This is a genomic window from Variovorax sp. AC103 (genome assembly GCF_979254005.1).
In genome coordinates, this window is record NZ_CEEDFC010000002.1 from 360392 (window position 1) to 380807 (window position 20416).

The following is a 20416-nucleotide window of genomic DNA, read 5'->3' on the forward strand; positions in this document are numbered from 1 at the left end:
CCGAGACCACCCTATAATCTGAGGCTGTCGCGGGAATAGCTCAGTTGGTAGAGCGCAACCTTGCCAAGGTTGAGGTCGAGAGTTCGAGACTCTTTTCCCGCTCCAAATCGCGCAAAAAGGCCACCTCACAAGGGTGGCCTTTTTCATTGGCGCTCCGGTTCAGCCCCTCGCCGGCAACACCGTCCCCCGGCTCTCCCCGAACCCGATGCGCGCATGCCCGGGCTTCTCGCACCAGCCGCGCAGCAGCACCGCGTCGCCGTCTTCCAGGAAGCTGCGCTGCTCGCCGTTGGCCAGCGTGACCGGGCTTTGCCCCGCGCGCGCCAGCTCGATGATGGCGCCGGCCTCGCCCTCGCCGGGCCCCGAGATCGTGCCGCTGCCGAACAGGTCGCCCGGGTTCAGGCTGCAGCCGCCCATCGTGTGGTGCGTGACCATCTGCGCCACGCTCCAGTACTGGTGCCTGAAGCTGGTGGACGACAGGCGCGACGGCCCGGTGTTTTCCTTGCGTGCCTTCTCGCTTTCGAGCCACACCTCCAGCCGGATGTCGAGCGCGCCGCTTTCGCGGTTGGCGGCGTTCTCCAGGTACGCCAGCGGTTGCGGCTCGTTCGCGGGCCGCGTCCAGGCTTGCCGGTAGGGCGCGAGCGCCTCCATGGTCACGATCCACGGCGAGATGGTGGTGGCGAAGTTCTTCGCCAGGAAGGGCCCGAGCGGCGCCATCTCCCAGAACTGGATGTCGCGCGCCGACCAGTCGTTGAGCAGGCAGATGCCGAAGATGTGCTCCCCGGCGCGCTCGAGCGGAATCGGTTCGCCCTGCGCGTTGCCCGTGCCGATCCACACGCCCAGCTCCAGCTCGTAGTCGAGCCGTGCGCAGGCCTGGCAGGTGGGCGCCTTCGCGCCCGGTGCCATCGACTGCCCCATCGGGCGGTGAAAGCGCTGCCCGCTCACGCCGATGGTCGACACGCGCCCGTGGTACGCGGTGGGAATCCAGCGGAAGTTGGGCGTCACGTCGCCGTCGGGGTTCATCAGGCGGCTGATGTTCAGCGCATGGTCGATCGAGGTGTAGAAGTCGGTGTAGTCGCCAATGCGCGCGGGCACGGTGTATTCGACCTCGGCCTGCGGCACCAGGCACGTGCGCACCGCCAGCACGGTGGCATCGGGCGCGTCGTGCTTCAGCAGGTCGAACAGCGCGTGGCGCAACACCCGCCATGCGCCGCCGCCGAGCGCGAAGAAGTCGTTCAGCGCAGGCAACGCGGCCGCGCGCGCCGCATCGAGGGCCGCACCGTCGAGCTGCCGGGAGCCGACCAGTGCCGCCAGGTCGAGCACCCGGTCACCGATGGCCACGCCGCCGCGAAACGCCTCTGTGCTGCCCGCGCGGCGGAACACCGCATGCGGCAGGTTCTGGATCGGAAAGTCGCAGCCCGCGGCGTTGGCCGAGTCGACCCAGCTGCGTGCGTCGGCGTCGTGCGTGTGATTGAGCGCGTTCATTCGAAAGCCCTTACACCGATGCCATCAGCGCGTCGTCGAAGATCGCGACCGCGCGCGTCCACCCCGCCGATGCACCGCGGATCTTGTGCGGGAAGCAGCTGATGAAGAAGCCCGTGGGCGGCAGCACCTCCAGGTTGTGCAGCTTCTCGATGTGGCAGTAGCCGATGTCGCGCCCGGCCTTGTGGCCTTCCCAGATCAGCGAGGCGTCCTGCGTCTCGCCGTACTTCTTCGCGGTGTGCACGAAGGGCGCGTCCCAGCTCCAGGCGTCGGTGCCCGTCAGGCGCACGCCGCGCTCCAGCAGGTACATGGTGGCTTCGTAGCCCATGCCCGCGCCGGCCGACACGTAGTCGTTGTGGCCGTAGCGCGAGCCGGCGCGCGTGTTGACCACCACGATCTCCAGCGGGCTCAGCGTGTGGCCGATGCGCTGCAACTCGGCCTCGACGTCGGCGGCCGTCACTACGTAGCCGTCGGCGAAGTGGCGGAAGTCGAGCTTCACGCCCGGCTGGAAGCACCATTCGAGCGGCACGTCGTGGATGGCGATGGCGGGCTTCTTCTCGCCCAGCGCCTTGTCCATGGTCGAGTGGAAGTGATAGGGCGCATCGAGGTGCGTGCCGTTGTGCGTGGACAGCTGCACCAGCTCCACCGCCCAGCCTTCGCCGTCGGGCAGGTCCTCCTTCTTCAGGCCGGGAAAGAAGGGCTCGATCTGTTCGTAGGTCTGCTCGTGCGTGAAGTACTGGATCTTCGGCGCGAAGGCCGGCGGGTCGGACATCACGTCGTTCTCCAGAAAGATCGACAGGTCGACGAATTTGCGTGGCATGGGAAGGCTCCTTGTGTCTTCGTGTGGGAATAAGGAATCAGGGCTGCTGCCAGCGCAGCAGGCGTTGCTCGGCAAAGGCCAGCAATGCATTGCTCACGAAGCCGATGAGGCCGAGCAGCACGATGCCGGCGAACAGGTCGCTGGCGCGAAAGGCGCGCGCGGCCAGAAGAATGGCCTGGCCCAGGCCGCTTTGCGAGGCGATCATTTCGCCCACCACCGCCACGATGAGCGCGATGGTCAGCGCCAGGCGCATGCCGGCCAGGATGTCGGGCATGGCGTTGGGCAGGCCCATCTTCCAGATGTACGCCGCGCGCGACATCTGCAGGCAGCGCGCCACCTCCGCCAGGCGCGGCTCCACGGCCGCGAAGCCGTGCACCGTGGCCAGCAGCACCGGCCACATCGCGCCGAAGGCCACCACGAAGAGCACCATGCCGGGGTTGAGCCCGAAGATCGAAATGGCCAGCGGCAGCAGCGCCGAGGCGGGCAGCGGGCGAATGAACTCCAGCGTGGGCTGCACCCACGCGCGCACCGCGGGCGACACGCCGATGGCCGCGCCCAGCACCACGCCGAACAGCGACGCGAGCAGCCAGCCTTCGACCATCCGGCCGACCGTGGCCTGCGTGAACGCCAGCAGCTCGCCCTTGCCTGCGTTCGTGCTGTCGCCCGAGAGGTTCAGCCCTTCGAGCAGGCTGGCGAGGGTGGCTTGGGGCGTCGGCAGGAACACACGGCTGACCCAGCCCGCGTTGCTCGCGACCCACCACAGCGCGACCAGCGCGAGCAGCACGCCCAGCGAGCCGAGCCAGTCCAGGCCGAAGCGGTTCGAGCGGTTCATGACAGCACGCCCATGCGCCGCGCGACCACGCGCTGCAGCAGCACCATGCCCGCGTTCACCGCGAAGCCCACCACGCCGATCCACCCCAGCCACGCGAGCATCAGCGCGGGGTCGAAGCTCTGCTGCGCGATCATCATCGCGTAGCCCATGCCGTTCGGGTTGGCCGCGATCTCCACCGTCACGGCCACCACCAGCGCCACCGCCACGCCGAGCCGCAGCGCGACGAACAGGCGCGGCATGATGGCCGGCAGCACGATCTTGAAGGCCCGTTCGCGCGCCGACAGGCCCAGCACGCGGCTCACCTCCAGCAGGCGGGGCTCGATCTGCTGCACCCCCGACTGCACCAGCACCAGCAGCGGCCAGAAGGTGGCGAAGGCGACGATGGCCAGCTCCATGCGCACCCCGAAGCCGAAGCCCAGCATCGCCAGCGGAATCAGCGCCACCGAGGGCACGGGGCGCAGCACCTCGATGGACATGGACCCGAGCTGCGCCGCGCGGCGCGAGAGCCCGAGCACCAGGCCCCCTGCAATGCCGAGCACCGCCCCCAGCAGCAGACCGAGCGCAGCGGTGCCCAGCGTGAAGCCGGTGGCCTGCCACAGCGAGCCGTCCATCGCAGCGCCTGCGAAGGCCCTGGCCGCCGCGCTCGGCGGCGCGAGCGAATCGCTGCCCAGGGCGGCCGCGCGCCGCGCGTACCACTCGAATGCCGCGACCAGCAGGGCGGGAACCACCCACGGCCGCAGCCACCGAAGGACGCGGCGCTCAGTCATGGCCCTGCTCGATGAAGGCGAACAGCTCACGCCGCAACCGCAGGTACTCCGGATGCTCCTTCGTCGTGAGCTGGTCGCGCGGCCGCGGAATCTTCACGTCGATCATCCGCGCGAGACTCGGCCGCCCCGGGCCCGGGTCGGCCTGCAGCGCGATCACGCGGTCGCCGAGGTAGATGGCTTCTTCCAGGTCGTGCGTGACGAACAGCACCGTGAGCCCGTCGTCGCGCACCAGCCGCGCCAGCTCGTCCTGCAGGCTCTGGCGCGTGAGCGCGTCCAGCGCGCCGAAGGGCTCGTCCATCATCATCAACTCGGGTTGCTGCGCGAGGCAGCGCGCAATCTGCGCGCGCTGCTGCATGCCGCCCGACAGCTGCACCGGAAACTTCTGCGCATGCTTCGCAAGGCCGACCTTGCCCAGCACGTCGGCGATGCGCGGCGCGCGCTCGGCCGCCGGCACGCCGGCCGCCTCGAGCGCCAGGCTCACGTTGCCCTCCACCGTGCGCCAGGGCAGCAGCGCGCGGCCGTAGTCCTGGAACACGAAGGCGACTTCGCGCGAGGGTTCGGTCATCTTCACGCCGTTGCGTCGAACGTCGCCCGCACTGGCCGTGACGAGCCCGCTGGCCGCGCGCAGCAGCGTGGTCTTGCCGCAGCCGCTCGGGCCGACGATGCAGACGAACTCGCCGCGTGCCACGTCGAACGAGGTGGGCGACAGGATCTCGCGTCCGCCCAGGCGGATGGCAACGCCGTCGAAGCGCAGGAAGGGGGTGGCCTGCATCGCGGGGCCGGCCTGCGAAGGGAAGCCGTTCGCCGACAGCGCGGCGCGCGCGGTGACAGGTGCGGGTGCCGAGATCACTTGGCCACCAGCTTCGTCACGTCGATGTTCGTCTTGAGCATGTCCTGCTCCTTCATCAGCCCGGTCCAGTAGGCGAGCTGCTTCTCGGTCACGACCGGACCGGGCGGCGAGACCTGCACCTTGGCCAGCACCTCGGGCGGCAGCTTGATGTACTTGCCGATGGCCGCGCGCACCTTGGCGTCGTTCTTCGCCTGCTGCATGAACGCGGCGGATTCGACCAGCGCCTCGCGGAAGGCGCGCGCCGCGCCCGGGTTCTTCGCCACCCATTCGCGCTTGGCCGCATGCACGATGGTCTGGTTGTTCTCGGGCAGGAAGGTCGAGTAGTACGAGGCCACGTAGCCCGCGCCGCTTTCGGTGATGCGGCTCATGAACGGGTCGGCCGACACCACCGCGTCGACCGAGCCGCCGCGCAGCAGGTCGGCATGCTGAGGGAACGCGGCCTCCACGAAGTTGACCTTGCGGTAGTCCACGCCGCTGTCCTTCAGCCAGGCGCGGAAGGTCACGTGCAGGAAGGCGCCCAGGCCCGGCACGCCGATCTTCTTGCCCACGCAGTCCTGCGGGCCCTTGATGCCGGAGCCCGCGCGCGCCACCAGGCCGAAGCCGGTGATGGTCTTCGACGTGAGCCCGCCGCCGGCCACCAGCACCAGGTCGAGGCCGCCGTCCACCGCCTGCAGGAACACCGAGGGCGTGGGCCCGCCGATCTGCAGCGAGTCGGACTGCAGCGCCGCGGGAATGGTCGAGTTCAGCGGAATGAACTTGAGCTCCACCTCGAGGTTGCGCTTCTTGAAGTACCCCTCCTCGGCCGCCACGAACACCGAGGCGAAGTCGGTCACGGCGGTGTAGCCGAACACGATCTTCGTGTTGGCCTGCGCGAAGGCGGGCAGCGCGGCGGCGGCCGATGCCGCGGCCAGCGCCGACAGCAGGGTGCGCCGTTTCATCGTGGGGGTCTTCGTCATGTCTTCTGTCTCCTGGGAGTGGTCTTCGTGCGTGGGGTCTTGACGGTCTTCGGGCGCGGCAGCGCGGCGCGCAGCCCGCCGACGATGAAGCTCACCAGCATCGGCGCCACGGCCGGGTCGGCGCGCTTGTTCTCGCCGCGCGACAGCCGCTCGATGCGGGTGTCGTTCAGGTGATGCAGCAGCGAGCCCAGCGCGAACTGGTAGCCCCAGGCGGCCTGGCTGCGCGTGGCGTGCGGCAGCGCGGTGTGCAGCGCGTCGATGTAGGCCTCGGCCAGCGGGTCGAAGTAGGCGCGCAGCACGCGGTCGGCCTCCTCGGTGGCGTGGTACAGCTCGCGCGCCACCAGCAGCGCGTAGTACTCGCCCTCGGCGCTCGCGCGCAGTGCCAGCACGGGCGCGGTGAAGGCATCGATGATGCGCGGCAGCGTGCGCGCGTCGTCGGGGGCGATGTCCACCGCGGCCAGGCCGGCGAGCCGCGCCTCGATGGAGTGGCCCCAGTGCTCGAAGATGGCGTGAAACAGCTCGTGCTTCTGGCCGTAGTAGTAGCCCACCAGCGCCAGCGGCACGCCGGCCTCCTCGGCGATCTGGCGGATCGTCACCACGTGGTAGCCGTGCCGTGCAAAAAGCTTCTCGGCCGCCAGCAGGATCGCCTGCTTGCGGTCGGGCCGCGCAGTCTCGGCGGCGACTGCGGCGGAACTCTGCGTCGGAGTGCGCGAGGCGCTGCGCCTTGCGGCAGGTGTGCGGATGCTCATGAAGGCATATTGAACGCTTGTACAAAAACATTGAACACGCGTACAAACCCTGAGGTCAACCCTCATTGAGCACGGTCGTTCGCGGCGCTACGCTCGTGCCATGGCCGTTCCCAACATTCCCCAGATCCGTCTCTATCAAAACTGGCTGCGCGACGTGCGCGGCCTCTCGTTCGACAGCTACGACGCGCTGTGGCGCTGGTCGGTCACCGACCTCGACGCCTTCTGGCAGAGCCTGTGGGACTACGCCCGCATCGAGTCGCCCACGCCGCACACGGCGGTGCTCGCCGAGTCGCGCATGCCCGGCGCGCGCTGGTTCCCCGGCGCCCAGGTCAACTACGCGCGCGAGGTGCTGCGCCATGTCGACGCGGCACATGCGGCCGGCATGCCCGCCATCGTGAGCGACAACGAGCGCGGCGAGGTGCGCGAGATGTCATGGCCCGAAATGCGCCGCCAGGTCGCTTCGGCCGCGCTCACGCTCAAGTCGCTGGGCGTGCAGCGCGGCGACCGCGTGGCCGCCTACATGCCCAACGTGCCCGAGACCATGGTGGCCTTCCTGGCGTGCTCCAGCATCGGCGCCGTGTGGAGCGTGTGCGCGCCCGACATGGGCACCGCCGCCGTGGCCGACCGCTTCCGCCAGATCGAGCCCAAGGTGCTGATCGCGGTGGACGGCGTGCACTACGGCGGCAAGGCGCTCGACCGCAGCACCGTGCTGCAGGAACTGCGCGCGCAGCTGCCGAGCGTGAAGAAGCTGGTGCTGGTGAAGACGCCCTACGCCGCGCAGACGGTGCCGCACGACGTCGAATGGCTGCACGCCACCGACCGCTACGACGACAGGGTCGCCGCCTTCGAGCCCGAGTGGCTGCCCTTCGACCACCCGATCTGGATCGTCTATTCGAGCGGCACCACCGGCCTGCCCAAGCCCATCGTGCACGGGCAGGGCGGCATCATCCTCACCATGCATGCCTGCGGCCTGCACAACGACGTGGGCGCGAGCTACGGCGCCAACAACTTCGGCGAGCGCTACCACTGGTACAGCTCCACCGGCTGGGTCATGTGGAACTCGCAGCTCTCGGGCATGGCCTTCGGCGCCACCATCTGCATCTACGACGGCAACCCGGCCGGCAGCAAGGACAAGCCCGACTGGGGTGTGCTGTGGCGCTTCGTGGCGCGCCACAAGGTCACCTTCTTCGGCGCGGGCGCGGCCTATTTCACCAACTGCATGAAGGCCGGCCTGGTCGCCAAAGACTGCGGCGACCTGTCGCGCGTGCGTGCGCTCGGCAGCACCGGCTCGCCGCTGCCCGAAGAGGTGCAGCGCTGGGGCTCGCAGCAGGTGCTCGACGCGGGCTCCGCGGATGTGTGGTGGTGCAACATCTCGGGCGGCACCGACTTCTGCGGCGCCTTCGTCGGCGGCAACCGCGAACTGCCCGAAGTGCCGGGCCAGATGCAGTGCCGCGAACTCGGCCACGCGGTCGAGGCCTGGAACGAGAGCGGGCAGAGCGTCGTCGGCGAGGTGGGCGAGCTGGTGTGCACCCAGCCCATTCCGTCGATGCCGCTCTACCTGTGGGGCGACGAAGGCAACGCGCGCTACCTGTCGAGCTACTTCGACACCTACCCGGGCGTGTGGCGCCACGGCGACTGGATCAAGATCGGCGAAGACGGCGGCTGCATCATCTACGGCCGCAGCGACGCCACCATCAACCGCCAGGGCCTGCGCATGGGCACCAGCGAGATCTACAGCGCGGTCGAGGGACTGCCGGAGGTGCTCGACTCGATGGTGGTCGACCTGGAGTACCTGGGCCGCGACAGCTACATGCCGCTGTTCGTGGTGCTGCGCCCCGGCGTGGCGCTGGACGACGCGATGCGCACGCGGCTGAACAACGCCATCAAGACCTCGCTGTCGCCGCGCTTCGTGCCCAACGACATCTTCCAGGTGGCCGAGATTCCGCGCACGCTGTCGGGCAAGAAGCAGGAGCTGCCGATCAAGAAGCTGCTGCTGGGCCAGCCGATCGAGAAGGTGGTCAACCGCGAGGCCATGGCCAACCCGGCAAGCCTCGACTGGTACGTGGCCTTTGCCGCGCAGCGCGCCGCCGCTGCCTCGCAAGCCGCGGCAGCCTAGGACGTCAGCAGCTCGTAGAGCACCATGCGCGTCTGCCGGCCGCGCAGCTCCACCAGCTCCTCGATGCGCCGCGTGTGCAGGCGGCCCTGCAGCCCGGCGAAGGTCACCTCCGACATCAGCATCTGCGTGCCCAGCTGCTTGTTGATGCCTTCGATGCGGCTCGCCACGTTGATGACGTCGCCGAAGGCGGTGTAAGACAGCCGGTCGTTCGAGCCCAGCACCCCGGCGATCACCGTGCCGGTATGGATGCCGATGCGCGTGCGGAATTCGGGCAGCCCCTGTGCCAGCCACTTGCGGTTGAGCTCGCTCATTTCCACATGCAGCTCGAGCGCCGCGAGGCAGGCCTTGTGTTCCGCGTCGGGCAGGTCGGCCGGCGCGCCCCACAGCACCATGATGCCGTCGCCGATGAACTTGTCGACCACGCCGCCGTGCCGCGCGAACACGCCGGTGGCCAGGTTGAAGTACTCGGTCAGCATGCCCACCAGCACGTCGGTGTCCAGCGATTCCGAGATCGATGTGAAGCCTTCCACGTCGGTGAACATCACCGTGATGCGTCGCGGCGAGCCATTGGGCGCGAGTGCGTGCCCTTCGGCCACCAGCTGGTTGATCACGTCCACCGGCACGAACTTGCTGAACGCCTTCAGGCTGCGCGCCGAGTCGTCCAGGGCCTGGTCCAGATGCTGGATCTCCAGCACGCGGCTCGGCTCGCGCGGCAGGTTGTCCAGCTCCAGCAGGCCGATGCGCCGCGCGATGTGCGAGAGGTTCTCCACCGGCGAGGTCACCAGCTTGGACAGTTTCAGCGACATGAGCAGCGCCATCGCCAGGAAGACCAGCGCCAGCAGCAGCCCCCACAGCACCGCGCGGTGCAGGTCGCCCAGCAGCATTTCTTCGGGCACCCAGCTCACCAGCTGCCAGCCGGTGGCGGGAATGCGCGAGGTCTGCACCAGGTAGCGGCGCCCTTCGTGGGTGAACGAAAACGCCGTGTCGGTGCCGCTGCCGGCGGTGCCGTCGGCCACCATGTGCGCGTGCAGTGCGCCGAGCACACCGGTCGGCGCGTCCAGCTGGTGCAGCACGCCCGGCATGTCGCTGCGCGCGAGCACGCGGGCGTCCGAGCTCAGCAGCGCGCTGTCGCCGTAGCCGCCGCTGCTGAACTGCCGCACGAAGTCAGAGAGCCGCCCCAGTGACACGTCGCCCGCCACCACCAGCGCCTGCGCGCTGCTGTCCGCATAGCGGCGCTTGCTGGGCAGCGCGTAGGTCACGCCCAGCTCCTGCGCGGCCGCGAACACGTAGGGCTGCGTCCAGACCGGGCCCTGCGTCTTGCTGGCCTGCAGGTACCAGCTGCGCTGCGTCGGGTCGTAGCTGCTGCGGTAGGACGCGATGCGCTGCGTGGCGTAGCGCTGCTGCACGTCGGCCTCTGCGTCCAGCGGCAGCTTGTACTGCCAGGTTTCCGTGGTGAAGCCCTGGCCGAGCTCGATGTGGCGCATGGCAGGCACCGGGTAGCGCAGGGCCATCAGCATCTGGCCGCGCTCGTTGCTCACGTAGATGCTGTCGAGCTCGGGCGACTGCTGCAGCAGCGTCCACAGCAGCTCGGACGTGTGTTCCACCTGGTCGCCCGCGGGCCGCAGGCTGGGTGCGGTGCCCACCGCGTTGATGACCGACTCGGCCTTCTGCAGGAAGGCCCGCACCTTGTCCTCGGTGCGGTCGTGGTTGGACTTGTGCGCGGACACGCCGATGCGCGACACCAGCCGCTGCGAGCCCCAGTAGCCCAGCGACACCAGCAGCAGCGACTGGGCCAGGGCCACGGCACTGACGATGGAGCCCACGTCGACCCTGAAGCGCCGCGAACGCCCGGGCGGTGGGGCCGTTGTCGAGGCGGCGGCAGTGGGTTCTATCGACGGCTTTCCAGCCGCGGCCGGATGTCCGGACGAGTTCTTGTGCATACAGCTCCCTGGCAACCATCGGACACACCCGTGGCGCGAAGGCCGCGGGTCGGCCCGCGGGGAGCCCACGGCCCCGATCGTGTGTGTCAGGGATCCTGGTGAGTGCCGCAGGCGGGCTGGATTTTCGCTCGTCTTCGCGGATGGGGTGTCTCAGGCCTGTCTAGACCGCAGCGGCCGCGGGGCGGGCCGTGCGCGATGCCGCTCAGCGTGCGTCGTGGAAGATCAGGCCCAGCGTGTGCCGCCGGCCCGCGCGCAGCCGGCTCACGCCGTGGCGCATCGTCACGCGGTAGCTGCCGCGCGTGCCCGCCACCGGCCGCTGGTTGACCGCGAAGATCACCGCCTCGCCCTGGGCGAGCGACACCACCTCGGCGCGCGACTGCATGCGCGGGCGCTGCTCGGTCAGCACGAACTCGCCGCCGCTGAAGTCCTGCCCCGGCACGCTCAGCAGCACCGTGAGCTGCAGCGGAAACTGCAGGTCGCCGTACAGGTCCTGGTGCAGGCAGTTGTAGTCGCCTTCGTCGTAGCGCAGCAGCAGCGGCGTGGGGCGCAGCTGGCCCGCCGCGTGGCAGCGCGCCAGGTAGGCCGCGTGGTCGGGCGGGTAGTCGGCTGGCTGACCCATGGCGGCGGCCCACGCATTGGCCAGCGGTGCCAGCCGTTCGTACAGCGCGCCGCGCCATGCCGCGAGCTTCTTCGGCAGCGGGTACGCGAAGTACTGGTACTCGCCCTGGCCGAAGCCGTGGCGCTGCATCACGACGCGGCTGCGAAAGCGCTCGCCCTCGTCGTACATCGCAATGAGCGCGGCACATTCCTCGGGCGTGAAGATCGGGCCGGCGACGGCGCAGCCGCGGGCGGCGAGGTCGGTTTCGATGCGGGGCCAGTCGAGGGCGGCGATGGTGTGCACAGGGGGGGCGGAGGTTTGCATGGGGCCAGTGTCCGGGCGGCGGGCGCGCGATGCTGGCCGTTTTCGGACGCGATGCCAGCGGCGAGCGGGCATTCGTTCAAGGGCTGTCGCTGTGCGTCGCGCGGGATGCCCTTGGAAGCAAGGCCTTGATATGTTTGCGCAGCAGTGCCGGAGGGACCGAAGGCGCCATCTGCAGCATTTCCATGCACCTTTCCATGCGGCCGGGCCGCTGCAGCAAGGCATCGGCCGCTTTTGCAAGGTCGGTGTCGATGCTGTCGCCGTAGGCCTGCCGGGCCTTGTCTGTTGCGCGCTGGCGCAGCGTCTTGCCGGGCCGCATCATGGCCAGGTCGATCAGGTCCCGGCTGAACACGCTGTCGTCGGCCCAGCGGTCGGAATTGGCGAGCAGCTTGCTTGCCGCCATGTCCAGGGGCGTGAGCGTGGCGATGCCGCCGATGCGGTCGGCGGCACCCGGCGCTTCGAGCGCGATGCGTGCCTCGAGCACGATTTCGAACTTGCTCTCCGTGCCGTCCACGCGAACGAGGGTTCGGATGCCGTATTGGTCGGCGCGGACTTCGCGTGCCTGCTGCAACCGGCTGCCTTCGCGGGCGAGTGCGCGCAGGCCTTCGCTGCCGGTGACAAGCTGCCGCAGGCAGCGATAGCCCGCCACGTCCGACACGAGAAAGTTGATGTCCACCGATTCGCGGTACTCGCCATGCCGAAGCGCGATGGCGGTGCCCCCGCCGAACAGGCAATGGTTGTCTGCGAGCAGCTCGGCATTCAGCGCGGCGAGCACCTCGGCCACGCGGCGATGGTGTGCGCGTTCAAACATCCAGGGGCTTGCGACCGAGCGTGCGGGCCAGCTCGGCGAGCAACTGGCGTTCCTTGTCTTCGAGTGCCGATGGATCGGCGTGGCGCCAGTTGCGTTCGTAGGTGCCCCAGGCTTCTTCGGGGGTGAGCTCTGCGTCCGCCGGCAGTTGCCAGGCGAGACGGCGCAATTGCGGGAAATCGGCGACCCGCACGGTTGTCTTCGACGCGCGCGCGGAAGCAGGCGTTGCAATCTCGCTGGCGCGGCCTTCGAACGGCGCAACCACCTCGACATCCAGCCCCAATGCCGCCAGCGCGTTCATGTAGGCCCCCATCGTGACGGACGGCTCCCCGCGTTCGATGCGATGCAGCGTCATGCGCGACATGCCCGCCGCCTCGGCGGCCGTGACGGCGCTGACCTTGAGTGCCTTTCGCCGGGCATGAATGTGCCGGCCAAAGGCTTCAAGGCGTTGGCCGGCTCCTTGGGAGGTGGTGGGCGCAGTGGATGATTGAGTGACTTTTCAGTTTGGCCGACCTTGCCGCGCCTGCACTAGCAGCCAGTCGCTGAAGAACTTCAGCAACGGCCGCTGGTCGGCGCGCTCCGGGGTGACCAGGTAGTAGTTCCGCTCGCCCGACAGCGGCCGCGCGCACGCCACCACCAGCTCGCCGCGCGCCAGCTCGTCGGCCACCAGCATCGTCGGCATCAGCGCCACGCCCAGCCCGTGCGACGCGGCTGCCGCGAGGATGGAGAACAGTTCGTAGCGCGGCCCGCCGCGCGCGTTGGGCGCGTCGATCTGCTGCGCGTCGAACCACTGGCGCCAGCCGTCGGGCCGCGTGCTCTGCTGCAGCAGCGGCATCTTCGCGACGGCGGCCGGCGCCACGGCCTTGCCGCGGGGCAGCAGCGAGGGGCTGCACACCGGCACCACGTCCTCGTGCATCAGCAGCAGCGCATGCGTGCCGGCCCAGTTCTCCACCTGCGCGGGCGTGCCGGCGTACAGCGCGGCGTCGAACTCGGCGTCGGCGAACAGGAAGGGGCGGGTGCGCGTCTCGATGTGCACCACCACGTCGGGCTGCAGCGTCGCGAAGCCCTTCAGGCGCGGCATCAGCCAGCGCGTGGCGAAGGTGGGCACGGCGGCCAGCGACAGCGAGCCGCCTTCGCCCTGGTGCGCCATGGCGTCGAGCGCGTCGCGTTCCATCGCCTGCAGCCGCAGGGCCGTTTGCCGCGCGTAGGCCGCGCCGCTGGCGGTGAGCGCCACGCCGTGGCGCGTGCGGCGGAACAGCGCCACGCCCAGGAAGGCTTCGAGCGTGCCGATCTGCCGCGACACCGCGCTCTGCGTGAGGGCGAGCTCCTGCGCGGCGCGGGTGTAGCTCTCGTGGCGCGCGGCGGCGTCGAAGCACACCAGGGTCTGCAGGGGCGGGATCTTGCGTCGCATGTATGACTGGAATGTATGAATGGGAACGGGGGCTCGCCAATGAAGATGCCGCTCCAACATCTTGCAAGACATTCTACGAATGCATATCTGGGTGCGGAATCCTCGTTTGCCTCGGGGGCCCCGGGTGGCTAGGATCGGGCCATTCCCCTCATTCTTTCCTCTTCCGGAGACAGCCACATGGCCGCCAAAGCGCAATTCCACTGGGACGACCCCCTTCTTCTCGACCAGCAACTGACCGACGAAGAACGCATGATCCGCGACGCGGCCAATGCCTACTGCCAGGAGCGCCTGGCGCCCCGCGTCATCGAGGGCTTCCGCAGCGGTGAAACCGATCCGGCCATCTTTCGCGAAATGGGCGCGCTCGGCCTGCTGGGCCCGACGATTCCCGAACAGTACGGCGGCCCCGGCCTCAACTACGTGGCCTACGGCCTGATCGCGCGCGAAGTCGAACGCGTCGACTCGGGCTACCGCTCGATGGCCAGCGTGCAGAGCTCGCTGGTGATGGTGCCCATCTTCGAATTCGGCACCGAAGGCCAGAAGCAGAAGTTCCTGCCCAAGCTCGCCACCGGCGAATGGATCGGCTGCTTCGGCCTGACCGAGCCCGACCACGGCTCCGACCCCGGCAGCATGGCCACGCGCGCCAAGAAGGTGCCGGGCGGGTACTCGCTCAGCGGCTCGAAGATGTGGATCAGCAACTCGCCCATCGCCGACGTGTTCGTGGTGTGGGCCAAGGAAGTCAGCGAGAGCGGCACGGTCGGCCCCATCCGCGGCTTCGTGCTCGAAAAGGGCATGAAGGGCCTGAGCGCCCCCGCCATCCACGGCAAGGTCGGCCTGCGCGCCAGCATCACCGGCGAGATCGTGATGGACGGCGTGTTCTGCCCCGAGGAAAACGCCTTCCCCGAAGTGCAAGGCCTGAAGGGCCCCTTCACCTGCCTGAACAGCGCGCGCTACGGCATCTCGTGGGGCGCCCTGGGTGCCGCCGAAGACTGCTGGCACCGCGCCCGCCAGTACACGCTGGACCGCAAGCAGTTCGGCCGCCCGCTCGCGGCCAACCAGCTCATTCAAAAGAAGCTGGCCGACATGCAGACCGAGATCACGCTGGGCCTGCAAGGCAGCCTGCGCCTGGGCCGCATGAAGGACGAAGGCACGGCCGCGGTGGAGATCACCTCGATCATGAAGCGCAACAACTGCGGCAAGTCGCTGGACATCGCCCGCATGGCGCGCGACATGATGGGCGGCAACGGCATCAGCGACGAGTTCGGCGTGGCACGCCACCTGGTGAACCTGGAAGTGGTCAACACCTACGAAGGCACGCACGACATCCACGCGCTCATCCTGGGCCGCGCCATCACCGGCATCGCAGCTTTCGCCAACTGATCGAAGGCATGAGCAACAAGCCCGCAGCACTCGACGGCATCAAGGTCCTCGATCTGTCCCGCGTGCTCGCGGGCCCGTGGTGCACGCAGATCCTGGCGGACCTGGGCGCCGACGTCGTCAAGATCGAGCGCCCCGGCGTGGGCGACGACACGCGCACCTGGGGCCCGCCCTTCATCAAGGACGCGAACGGCAACGACACCGACCAGGCCAGCTACTTCACCGCCTGCAACCGCAACAAGCGCTCGGTCACCATCGACATGGCCACGCCCGAGGGGCAGGCGCTGCTGAAGCAGATGGCGGCGCAGGCCGACATCGTGGTGGAGAACTTCAAGACCGGCGGCCTTGCGCAATACGGCCTCGACCAGGAAAGCCTGCGCGCGGCCAACCCGCGCCTCATCTACTGCAGCGTGACCGGCTTCGGCCACGACGGCCCCTACGCCGAGCGCGCGGGCTACGACCTGATGATCCAGGCCATGACCGGCATGATGAGCATCACCGGCCGTCCCGACGACGTGCCCGGCGGCGGCCCGCTGCGCGTGGGCGTGGCGCTGACCGACCTGTTCACCGGCGTGTACGCCAGCACCGCCATCCTGGCGGCGCTGCAGGTGCGCGACCGCACCGGCGAAGGCCAGCACATCGACATGGCGCTGCTCGACGTGGGCATGGCCATCCTCGCCAACCAGGCCAGTGCCTTCCTCAACACCGGCGAAGCGCCGCAGCGCCAGGGCAACACGCACCCGAGCCTGGCGCCCTACCAGGACTTTGCGACGCAGGACGGCGCGATGCTGCTGGCCGTGGGCAACAATGGCCAGTTCGCGCGCTTCTGCGAAGCGGCCGGCCACCCCGAATGGGCGGCCGACGCGCGCTTTGCGACCAACACGCTGCGCGTGAAGCACCGCGGGGTGCTGATTCCGATGATGGAAGAACTCACGCGCACCCGCACCACGGCCGCGTGGGTCACGCTGCTCGAGGACAAGGCCGTGCCTTGCGGCCCGATCAACGACATCGCGCAGGCCTTCGACGACGCGCAGGTGCAGGCGCGCGGCCTCAAGGTGACGCTGCCGCGCGATGCGGGCGACGGCATCACGAGCATCACCGGCGTAGCGAGCCCGCTGCGCCTGTCGGCCACGCCGCCCGTGCTGCGCCACGCGCCGCCGGCGCTGGGGCAGCACACGCAGGAGGTGCTGGCGGAAATGGGCATCGGCGGCGAGCGCTTCGACGCCTTGCGCGCGGCCGGCGTGGTCTGACGCGGCGCCACGCTCGAGCGCACCGATGCGGCGGCCTGATGGCCGCCGTTTTCTTTTCTGATTTGTACGCCACTGTGTCCGGGTGGCGCGGCGTACACACGCGCATGCAAACAGGCGGGGGGCTCGACACATCGGAGATACAGCCGGTCGATGTAATTCATTCATCGCCACCGACGGACACCCCACAGAGGAGGCGATGGTGCTCCAACCCGCTTCATCTTCACCTCATCTCCGAAAGACACTGTCATGCAAACCACCAAGCTCCTGCTCGTTGCCGCCGCGCTTTGCGCATTCGCCGCCGGCGCCTCCGCCGAGGACTACCAGGGCGTCCTCCAGTTCCAGTCGAGCGCAAGCCGCTCAGCCGTGCAGGCTGGCGGTGTCGCCGCCGCGCACAGCGCCGACCCGTATGCGGAAGGCGCATCGGCCGGTGTGCCCACCGTCGTGGCCGGCCTGGGCGACCGTGCCCGGGCGCGCGCCGACGCCATCGCCGCGGCCCATGCCGGAAACATCTACGGCGACGGTGCGGGCGCCGGCCCGGCCGAGCGTTTCGCGAGCACGCTGGACCGCGCCACGGTGCGCGCGCAGGCCGTCGCCGCCGCCCACGGCATCGATCGCCTCGCGCTCTGAGCTTCTCTCTCGCCCATCCTCATCTCATCCAGGAATTTCCCATGACCGACAAGCAAGTCCTCTACACCGGCAAGACCCACACCACGGGCGGGCGCCTCGGCGCCTCGCGCAGCAGCGATGGCCACCTCGACATCCAGCTGTCGCCGCCCGGCGGCAACGGCACCGGCACCAACCCCGAGCAGTTGTTCGCCGCGGGCTGGTCGGCCTGCTTCATCGGCGCGATGGGCAAGGCCGCCGGCGCGATGAAGATCAAGCTGCCGGTCGACCTGGCCGTCGATGCCGAGGTCGATCTCGTCAACGAGGAAGGGCAGTACTTCCTGCAGGCGCGCCTGAACGTGAGCCTGCCGGGGCTCGACCGCGACACCGCGCGCGACGTGGTCCACACCGCGCACCAGACCTGCCCGTACTCCAAGCTCACGCGCGGCAACATCGAGGTCGAACTCAACCTGGTCTGAACCTCGGCGGCTGCCGGGCTTCGGGGAGCGACCGGACGTCGCCGGGCGGGGGGCTGACCCCTAACCCGCGCGCCCGACGATCGCCACCGCGAACACCACCACGCCCAGCACCAGGTTCACTCCCACCAGCTGGCGCACCGTGTTCAGCAGCGAAGCCGCCTTCGGCCACTCGCTGTCGGCCACCGCGCGCCGCAGCGTCTTGAACACCGCGGCGCGGATGTACACGTAGATCGCGGCCATCACGATGGCGAGGCCCATCATGGCCTGCACGCGCCAGTGCACGGAACGAAAGCCGCCGGTCGCCAGGATCATCGCCACGCCGGTCACGAACAGCAGCGCGACCGACGCGTCCACGCCCACGAAGAAGCGCCGCAGCGTCGCGGACATCATGCGCAGGCGCAGCGGCGGCTCCAGCGTGGCGACGGCGGCGGGGCGCACCGCGAAATGCATGGTCGCCATGCCGCCGACCCAGAAGGCGGCGCACAGCAGGTGGATGAAAAGCGGGATGACATAGGACATGGGGCCCGATCAGAACACCGATGGGCCGCATCGCGCAACGTGGCCCGTCATGCGGCCACGCCACGCCGGCGCGTGGCTGGCCGCGTGGCCGGCCGCGTAGCCGGGCGCTTCTCGGGCCCCGTCGGGGCCTCGGCATAGCGCCGCATGTCCGTCACGATGCACCGCAGCAGCTCCGCTGCGGCGGGCGACAGCATGCGCCCGTGCCGTGACACGATGTGGGAGCGGCCCTGCGACAGCAACGGGTTCTTCATCGGCAGCTCGACCACTTCCGGGTGGGTGGCATTGGGCGTGAGCGAGATGCGCGTGCCCAGCGCGTACCCCAGCCCTGCCGACACGAAATGCCCGAGCGCGCTGAACGAGGTGGTGGTCAGCACCGAGGGCAGCCGCACGCCCTCGCTGACCTCGGCCGCCTCGATGTGCTGGCGCACGCCGAAGTTGCGGTGCAGCGTGGCGCCGGGGTAGGGCACCAGGTCGGCCAGCTTCAGTGGCCGGCCCAGCCGTGCGAGCGGGTGCGAAGCCAGCACCAGCGCCTGGATCGGCTGCGGGTGCGACTGGTGCGACGTGAGCCGCTCGTCCTTGGGCGGCTGGAACAGCATGCCGATGTGGGCGCGTTCTTCCACCACGCGCTGCACGATCTCGTCGGTGCTGGCCACGTCCAGGTCGATGGTGATCTTCGGGTGCGTGGTCATGAAGTCGCGCAGGCTGTGGCGCATGAGCCAGTCGACGTAGCCCTCGCCGGCCACCACGTCGATGTGGCCGCGCTCGATCTTGCGGATGCTGTCCATCTGCGCCATGAGGTGCTGCTTCTGGCTGTTCTGCCGGCGCACGTAGCCGGCCAGCATCTGCCCCGCGTCGGTGGGCGCCACGCCGCGGCCGTGGCGCTCCAGCAGGGGCACGCCGCATTCCTGCTCGAGCAGGCCGATGGCGCGGCTCACGGCCGAGGGGTCCATGTCGAGCACGTCGGCGGCACCGCGCACCGAGCCGCTGTCGAGCACCTGCATGAAGTAGCGCACGCGGCGCGTGTCGAGCTTGTCGTCCATGGCCCGGTCTCCTGAAGTTCGTGGCGAGTGTTGCATTTGGTGCATCGAATATCCCGATTTACTGTCATTGATGCAAGAGGCCCGCAGGCAGAAACTCGCCCGGATTGCCACAGACCGAGCCCCCCGCGCCATGAACCCTGCCGCCTCCGCCCACCCGGCCCTCGCCGCCGCCGCGCCCTCCGCCGGCGCCTCCGGAAAACTCAAGCTCGCGCTCGTCACGCTGGCCATCGTGGCCGCGGCCGAGCTCATCGGCCCGGCGCAGTTCAGCGTCGGCCCCGGCAAGGTGGCGCTGCTGCCGATGCTGTGGGCGCTGCTGATCGCGGCCGTGTGGGGCATCGCGCACCGCCGCATGCCGGGCGTGGTGCGCGTGGCGACCGCCGAGCAGTCGTTCGCCGGCGGCCTGCTCAACGCGGGCCTGCTGCTCTTCATCGTGAAGCTGGGCCTGACCGTGGGCGCCGCGCTGCCGCAGATCAAGCAGGCCGGCTGGGCGCTGCTGTTCCAGGAGTTCGGCCATGCGCTGGGCACCCTGGCGCTCGGCCTGCCGCTGGCGCTGCTGCTGGGCATCAAGCGCGAGGCGGTGGGCGCCACCTTCTCGGTGGGCCGCGAGGGCAACCTCGTGATCATCGGAGAGAAGTACGGCATGGCCTCGCCCGAAGGCCGCGGCGTGCTGGCCGAGTACATCACCGGCACGGTGCTGGGCGCGCTCTTCATCGCGGTGCTGGCGGGCTTCATTGCGAGCCTGCACATCTTCGACCCGCGCTCGCTGGCCATGGGCGCCGGCGTGGGCTCGGGCAGCCTGATGGCCGCGGCGCTGGGCGCCATTGCCGCGCAGAACCCGCCCGAGATGCTGCCGCAGCTCACCGCGATTGCCGCCGCATCGAACCTGCTGACCACGGTGGCGGGTTTCTACTTCACGCTGTTCCTGTCGCTGCCGCTGTGTTCGTGGCTGTACGGCAAGCTGGAGCCGGTGCTGGGCCGCCTGTCCAGGCGCGGCGCGCAGGACGCCGCGGGCACGGGTGCCGTGTCGCAGGTGAGCGTGGCGCACGGCGGCGCGCTGCCGTTTCGCGACACGCTCATCGCCTGGGCCGTGGTGGGCGGCGGCGTGCTCATCGGCAATTCGCTGACCTACAAGGTGCCGCTGCAGGTGTCGCTCGAAGGCGTGGCCGCGGTGGTGCTGATTGCGCTGGTGGTCGAAGGCATCAAGCGCCTCGCGCCGCGCCTGCCGATGGTGCTGGTGCTGTCGGTGGTGGCCACCGTGGTGGGCATTCCGGGGCTGTTCCCGTTCTCCGACGCGCTGATCGGCATCACGTCCAAGCTCAACTTCCTGGCCTTCACCACGCCGGTGCTGGCGCTGGCCGGCTTCTCGGTGGCGAAAGACCTGCCGGTGTTCCGCCAGCTGGGCTGGCGCATCGTGGTGGTGTCGCTCACCGCCACCGCCGGCACCTTCCTGGGCGCCACGCTCATCGCCGAATTCTTCCACTGACACGACAACCCCACGAGAGAC

Annotated in this window: 20 protein-coding genes and 1 tRNA gene; 7 read left to right on the plus strand and 14 right to left on the minus strand. The window is 69.4% G+C overall.

Translation table 11 applies throughout. The annotated features are described in order from the left end of the window. Positions 1-29 precede the first annotated feature (29 nt). Positions 30-105: transfer RNA gene (locus tag AC0IYU_RS04350), tRNA-Gly, on the plus strand. Positions 106-159: 54 nt separating this feature from the next. Here AC0IYU_RS04350 and fahA read toward each other — a convergent pair. From fahA to AC0IYU_RS04385, 7 genes are read right to left on the minus strand one after another with little or no spacing between them, the layout of a single operon-like run. Next, on the minus strand, positions 160-1482 hold the full coding sequence (fahA, locus tag AC0IYU_RS04355; RefSeq protein WP_472113434.1) for a fumarylacetoacetase: 1323 nt from the start codon (positions 1480-1482) through the stop codon (positions 160-162). A gap of 10 nt (positions 1483-1492) precedes the next feature. Continuing rightward, complete coding sequence (locus tag AC0IYU_RS04360; RefSeq protein ID WP_435486525.1) at positions 1493-2299, minus strand: cyclase family protein; 807 nt, start codon at positions 2297-2299, stop codon at positions 1493-1495. 37 nt (positions 2300-2336) lie between these two features. Then, a complete protein-coding gene (locus tag AC0IYU_RS04365) occupies positions 2337-3131 on the minus strand; it encodes an ABC transporter permease (protein WP_472113437.1) in 795 nt (264 codons plus the stop codon). Next, positions 3128-3898, minus strand: coding sequence for an ABC transporter permease (locus AC0IYU_RS04370; protein WP_472113439.1), 771 nt, complete (start codon positions 3896-3898; stop codon positions 3128-3130). The genes AC0IYU_RS04365 and AC0IYU_RS04370 overlap by 4 nt, the downstream gene beginning before the upstream one ends. Then, on the minus strand, positions 3891-4748 hold the full coding sequence (locus AC0IYU_RS04375) for an ABC transporter ATP-binding protein (RefSeq protein WP_472113442.1): 858 nt from the start codon (positions 4746-4748) through the stop codon (positions 3891-3893). The genes AC0IYU_RS04370 and AC0IYU_RS04375 overlap by 8 nt, the downstream gene beginning before the upstream one ends. Then, complete coding sequence (locus AC0IYU_RS04380; RefSeq protein WP_472113445.1) at positions 4745-5704, minus strand: ABC transporter substrate-binding protein; 960 nt, start codon at positions 5702-5704, stop codon at positions 4745-4747. The genes AC0IYU_RS04375 and AC0IYU_RS04380 overlap by 4 nt, the downstream gene beginning before the upstream one ends. Further along, on the minus strand, positions 5701-6453 hold the full coding sequence (locus AC0IYU_RS04385; protein WP_472113448.1) for a TetR/AcrR family transcriptional regulator: 753 nt from the start codon (positions 6451-6453) through the stop codon (positions 5701-5703). The genes AC0IYU_RS04380 and AC0IYU_RS04385 overlap by 4 nt, the downstream gene beginning before the upstream one ends. Positions 6454-6553: 100 nt before the next feature. On the opposite strand from AC0IYU_RS04385, the gene AC0IYU_RS04390 reads away from it, so the two are divergent. Further along, positions 6554-8569 (plus strand): acetoacetate--CoA ligase, encoded by a 2016-nt coding sequence (locus AC0IYU_RS04390; protein WP_472113451.1) that lies wholly within the window; start codon positions 6554-6556, stop codon positions 8567-8569. Here AC0IYU_RS04390 and AC0IYU_RS04395 read toward each other — a convergent pair. The 5 genes from AC0IYU_RS04395 to AC0IYU_RS04415 all read right to left on the minus strand — a co-directional run bounded on the left by AC0IYU_RS04395 (position 8566) and on the right by AC0IYU_RS04415 (position 13647). Then, positions 8566-10509, minus strand: a complete 1944-nt coding sequence (locus AC0IYU_RS04395) for an adenylate/guanylate cyclase domain-containing protein (protein ID WP_472113454.1) — start codon at positions 10507-10509, stop codon at positions 8566-8568. The two genes, AC0IYU_RS04390 and AC0IYU_RS04395, sit on opposite strands and share 4 nt — an antisense overlap. Before the next feature lie 202 nt (positions 10510-10711). Next, positions 10712-11431 (minus strand): 2OG-Fe(II) oxygenase, encoded by a 720-nt coding sequence (locus tag AC0IYU_RS04400; RefSeq protein WP_472113457.1) that lies wholly within the window; start codon positions 11429-11431, stop codon positions 10712-10714. 76 nt (positions 11432-11507) lie between these two features. Continuing rightward, the gene (locus tag AC0IYU_RS04405) at positions 11508-12239 is read right to left on the minus strand and encodes a nucleotidyl transferase AbiEii/AbiGii toxin family protein (protein ID WP_472113460.1); all 732 of its coding nucleotides are present in this window, start codon (positions 12237-12239) and stop codon (positions 11508-11510) included. Beyond that, positions 12232-12660: a helix-turn-helix domain-containing protein gene (locus AC0IYU_RS04410; protein ID WP_472113636.1), complete on the minus strand. Its 429-nt coding sequence runs from the start codon at positions 12658-12660 to the stop codon at positions 12232-12234. Before AC0IYU_RS04410 ends, AC0IYU_RS04405 begins: the two co-directional genes overlap by 8 nt. Before the next feature lie 75 nt (positions 12661-12735). Then, entirely contained in the window at positions 12736-13647 is a 912-nt protein-coding gene (locus AC0IYU_RS04415; RefSeq protein ID WP_472113463.1) for a LysR substrate-binding domain-containing protein, read from the minus strand. Positions 13648-13824: 177 nt separating this feature from the next. Here AC0IYU_RS04415 and AC0IYU_RS04420 point away from each other — a divergent pair, with 177 nt between their 5' ends. The 4 genes from AC0IYU_RS04420 (at position 13825) to AC0IYU_RS04435 (ending at position 17353) form a co-directional block, all read left to right on the plus strand. Then, positions 13825-15024, plus strand: a complete 1200-nt coding sequence (locus tag AC0IYU_RS04420) for an acyl-CoA dehydrogenase (RefSeq protein ID WP_435445906.1) — start codon at positions 13825-13827, stop codon at positions 15022-15024. 8 nt (positions 15025-15032) lie between these two features. Next, positions 15033-16271, plus strand: a complete 1239-nt coding sequence (locus AC0IYU_RS04425; protein WP_472113465.1) for a CaiB/BaiF CoA transferase family protein — start codon at positions 15033-15035, stop codon at positions 16269-16271. A gap of 246 nt (positions 16272-16517) precedes the next feature. Next, positions 16518-16898 (plus strand): helicase SNF2, encoded by a 381-nt coding sequence (locus tag AC0IYU_RS04430; protein ID WP_472113468.1) that lies wholly within the window; start codon positions 16518-16520, stop codon positions 16896-16898. 41 nt (positions 16899-16939) lie between these two features. Next, positions 16940-17353 (plus strand): organic hydroperoxide resistance protein, encoded by a 414-nt coding sequence (locus tag AC0IYU_RS04435; RefSeq protein ID WP_472113471.1) that lies wholly within the window; start codon positions 16940-16942, stop codon positions 17351-17353. Positions 17354-17413: 60 nt separating this feature from the next. Here the strand turns inward: AC0IYU_RS04435 and AC0IYU_RS04440 are convergent, their stop codons facing one another. Together AC0IYU_RS04440 and AC0IYU_RS04445 are read right to left on the minus strand one after the other, a co-directional pair. Continuing rightward, entirely contained in the window at positions 17414-17872 is a 459-nt protein-coding gene (locus tag AC0IYU_RS04440) for a CopD family protein (protein ID WP_472113474.1), read from the minus strand. 47 nt (positions 17873-17919) lie between these two features. Beyond that, positions 17920-18912 carry a LysR family transcriptional regulator gene (locus AC0IYU_RS04445; RefSeq protein ID WP_472113478.1) on the minus strand — a complete coding sequence of 331 codons (993 nt, stop codon included), beginning with the start codon at positions 18910-18912 and terminating at the stop codon, positions 17920-17922. A gap of 130 nt (positions 18913-19042) precedes the next feature. Here AC0IYU_RS04445 and AC0IYU_RS04450 point away from each other — a divergent pair, with 130 nt between their 5' ends. After that, positions 19043-20395 (plus strand): DUF3100 domain-containing protein, encoded by a 1353-nt coding sequence (locus AC0IYU_RS04450; RefSeq protein ID WP_472113481.1) that lies wholly within the window; start codon positions 19043-19045, stop codon positions 20393-20395. Positions 20396-20416 lie beyond the last annotated feature (21 nt).

Bases quoted from the DNA above. Each gene is read 5' to 3' on its own strand.
- fahA (WP_472113434.1), bottom strand. From the start codon at position 1,482: ATGAACGCGCTCAATCACACGCACGACGCCGACGCACGCAGCTGGGTC.
- AC0IYU_RS04360 (WP_435486525.1), bottom strand. From the start codon at position 2,299: ATGCCACGCAAATTCGTCGACCTGTCGATCTTTCTGGAGAACGACGTG.
- AC0IYU_RS04365 (WP_472113437.1), bottom strand. From the start codon at position 3,131: ATGAACCGCTCGAACCGCTTCGGCCTGGACTGGCTCGGCTCGCTGGGC.
- AC0IYU_RS04370 (WP_472113439.1), bottom strand. From the start codon at position 3,898: ATGACTGAGCGCCGCGTCCTTCGGTGGCTGCGGCCGTGGGTGGTTCCC.
- AC0IYU_RS04380 (WP_472113445.1), bottom strand. From the start codon at position 5,704: ATGACGAAGACCCCCACGATGAAACGGCGCACCCTGCTGTCGGCGCTG.
- AC0IYU_RS04385 (WP_472113448.1), bottom strand. From the start codon at position 6,453: ATGAGCATCCGCACACCTGCCGCAAGGCGCAGCGCCTCGCGCACTCCG.
- AC0IYU_RS04390 (WP_472113451.1), top strand. From the start codon at position 6,554: ATGGCCGTTCCCAACATTCCCCAGATCCGTCTCTATCAAAACTGGCTG.
- AC0IYU_RS04395 (WP_472113454.1), bottom strand. From the start codon at position 10,509: ATGCACAAGAACTCGTCCGGACATCCGGCCGCGGCTGGAAAGCCGTCG.
- AC0IYU_RS04400 (WP_472113457.1), bottom strand. From the start codon at position 11,431: ATGCAAACCTCCGCCCCCCCTGTGCACACCATCGCCGCCCTCGACTGG.
- AC0IYU_RS04405 (WP_472113460.1), bottom strand. From the start codon at position 12,239: ATGTTTGAACGCGCACACCATCGCCGCGTGGCCGAGGTGCTCGCCGCG.
- AC0IYU_RS04415 (WP_472113463.1), bottom strand. From the start codon at position 13,647: ATGCGACGCAAGATCCCGCCCCTGCAGACCCTGGTGTGCTTCGACGCC.
- AC0IYU_RS04420 (WP_435445906.1), top strand. From the start codon at position 13,825: ATGGCCGCCAAAGCGCAATTCCACTGGGACGACCCCCTTCTTCTCGAC.
- AC0IYU_RS04425 (WP_472113465.1), top strand. From the start codon at position 15,033: ATGAGCAACAAGCCCGCAGCACTCGACGGCATCAAGGTCCTCGATCTG.
- AC0IYU_RS04430 (WP_472113468.1), top strand. From the start codon at position 16,518: ATGCAAACCACCAAGCTCCTGCTCGTTGCCGCCGCGCTTTGCGCATTC.
- AC0IYU_RS04435 (WP_472113471.1), top strand. From the start codon at position 16,940: ATGACCGACAAGCAAGTCCTCTACACCGGCAAGACCCACACCACGGGC.
- AC0IYU_RS04440 (WP_472113474.1), bottom strand. From the start codon at position 17,872: ATGTCCTATGTCATCCCGCTTTTCATCCACCTGCTGTGCGCCGCCTTC.
- AC0IYU_RS04445 (WP_472113478.1), bottom strand. From the start codon at position 18,912: ATGGACGACAAGCTCGACACGCGCCGCGTGCGCTACTTCATGCAGGTG.
- AC0IYU_RS04450 (WP_472113481.1), top strand. From the start codon at position 19,043: ATGAACCCTGCCGCCTCCGCCCACCCGGCCCTCGCCGCCGCCGCGCCC.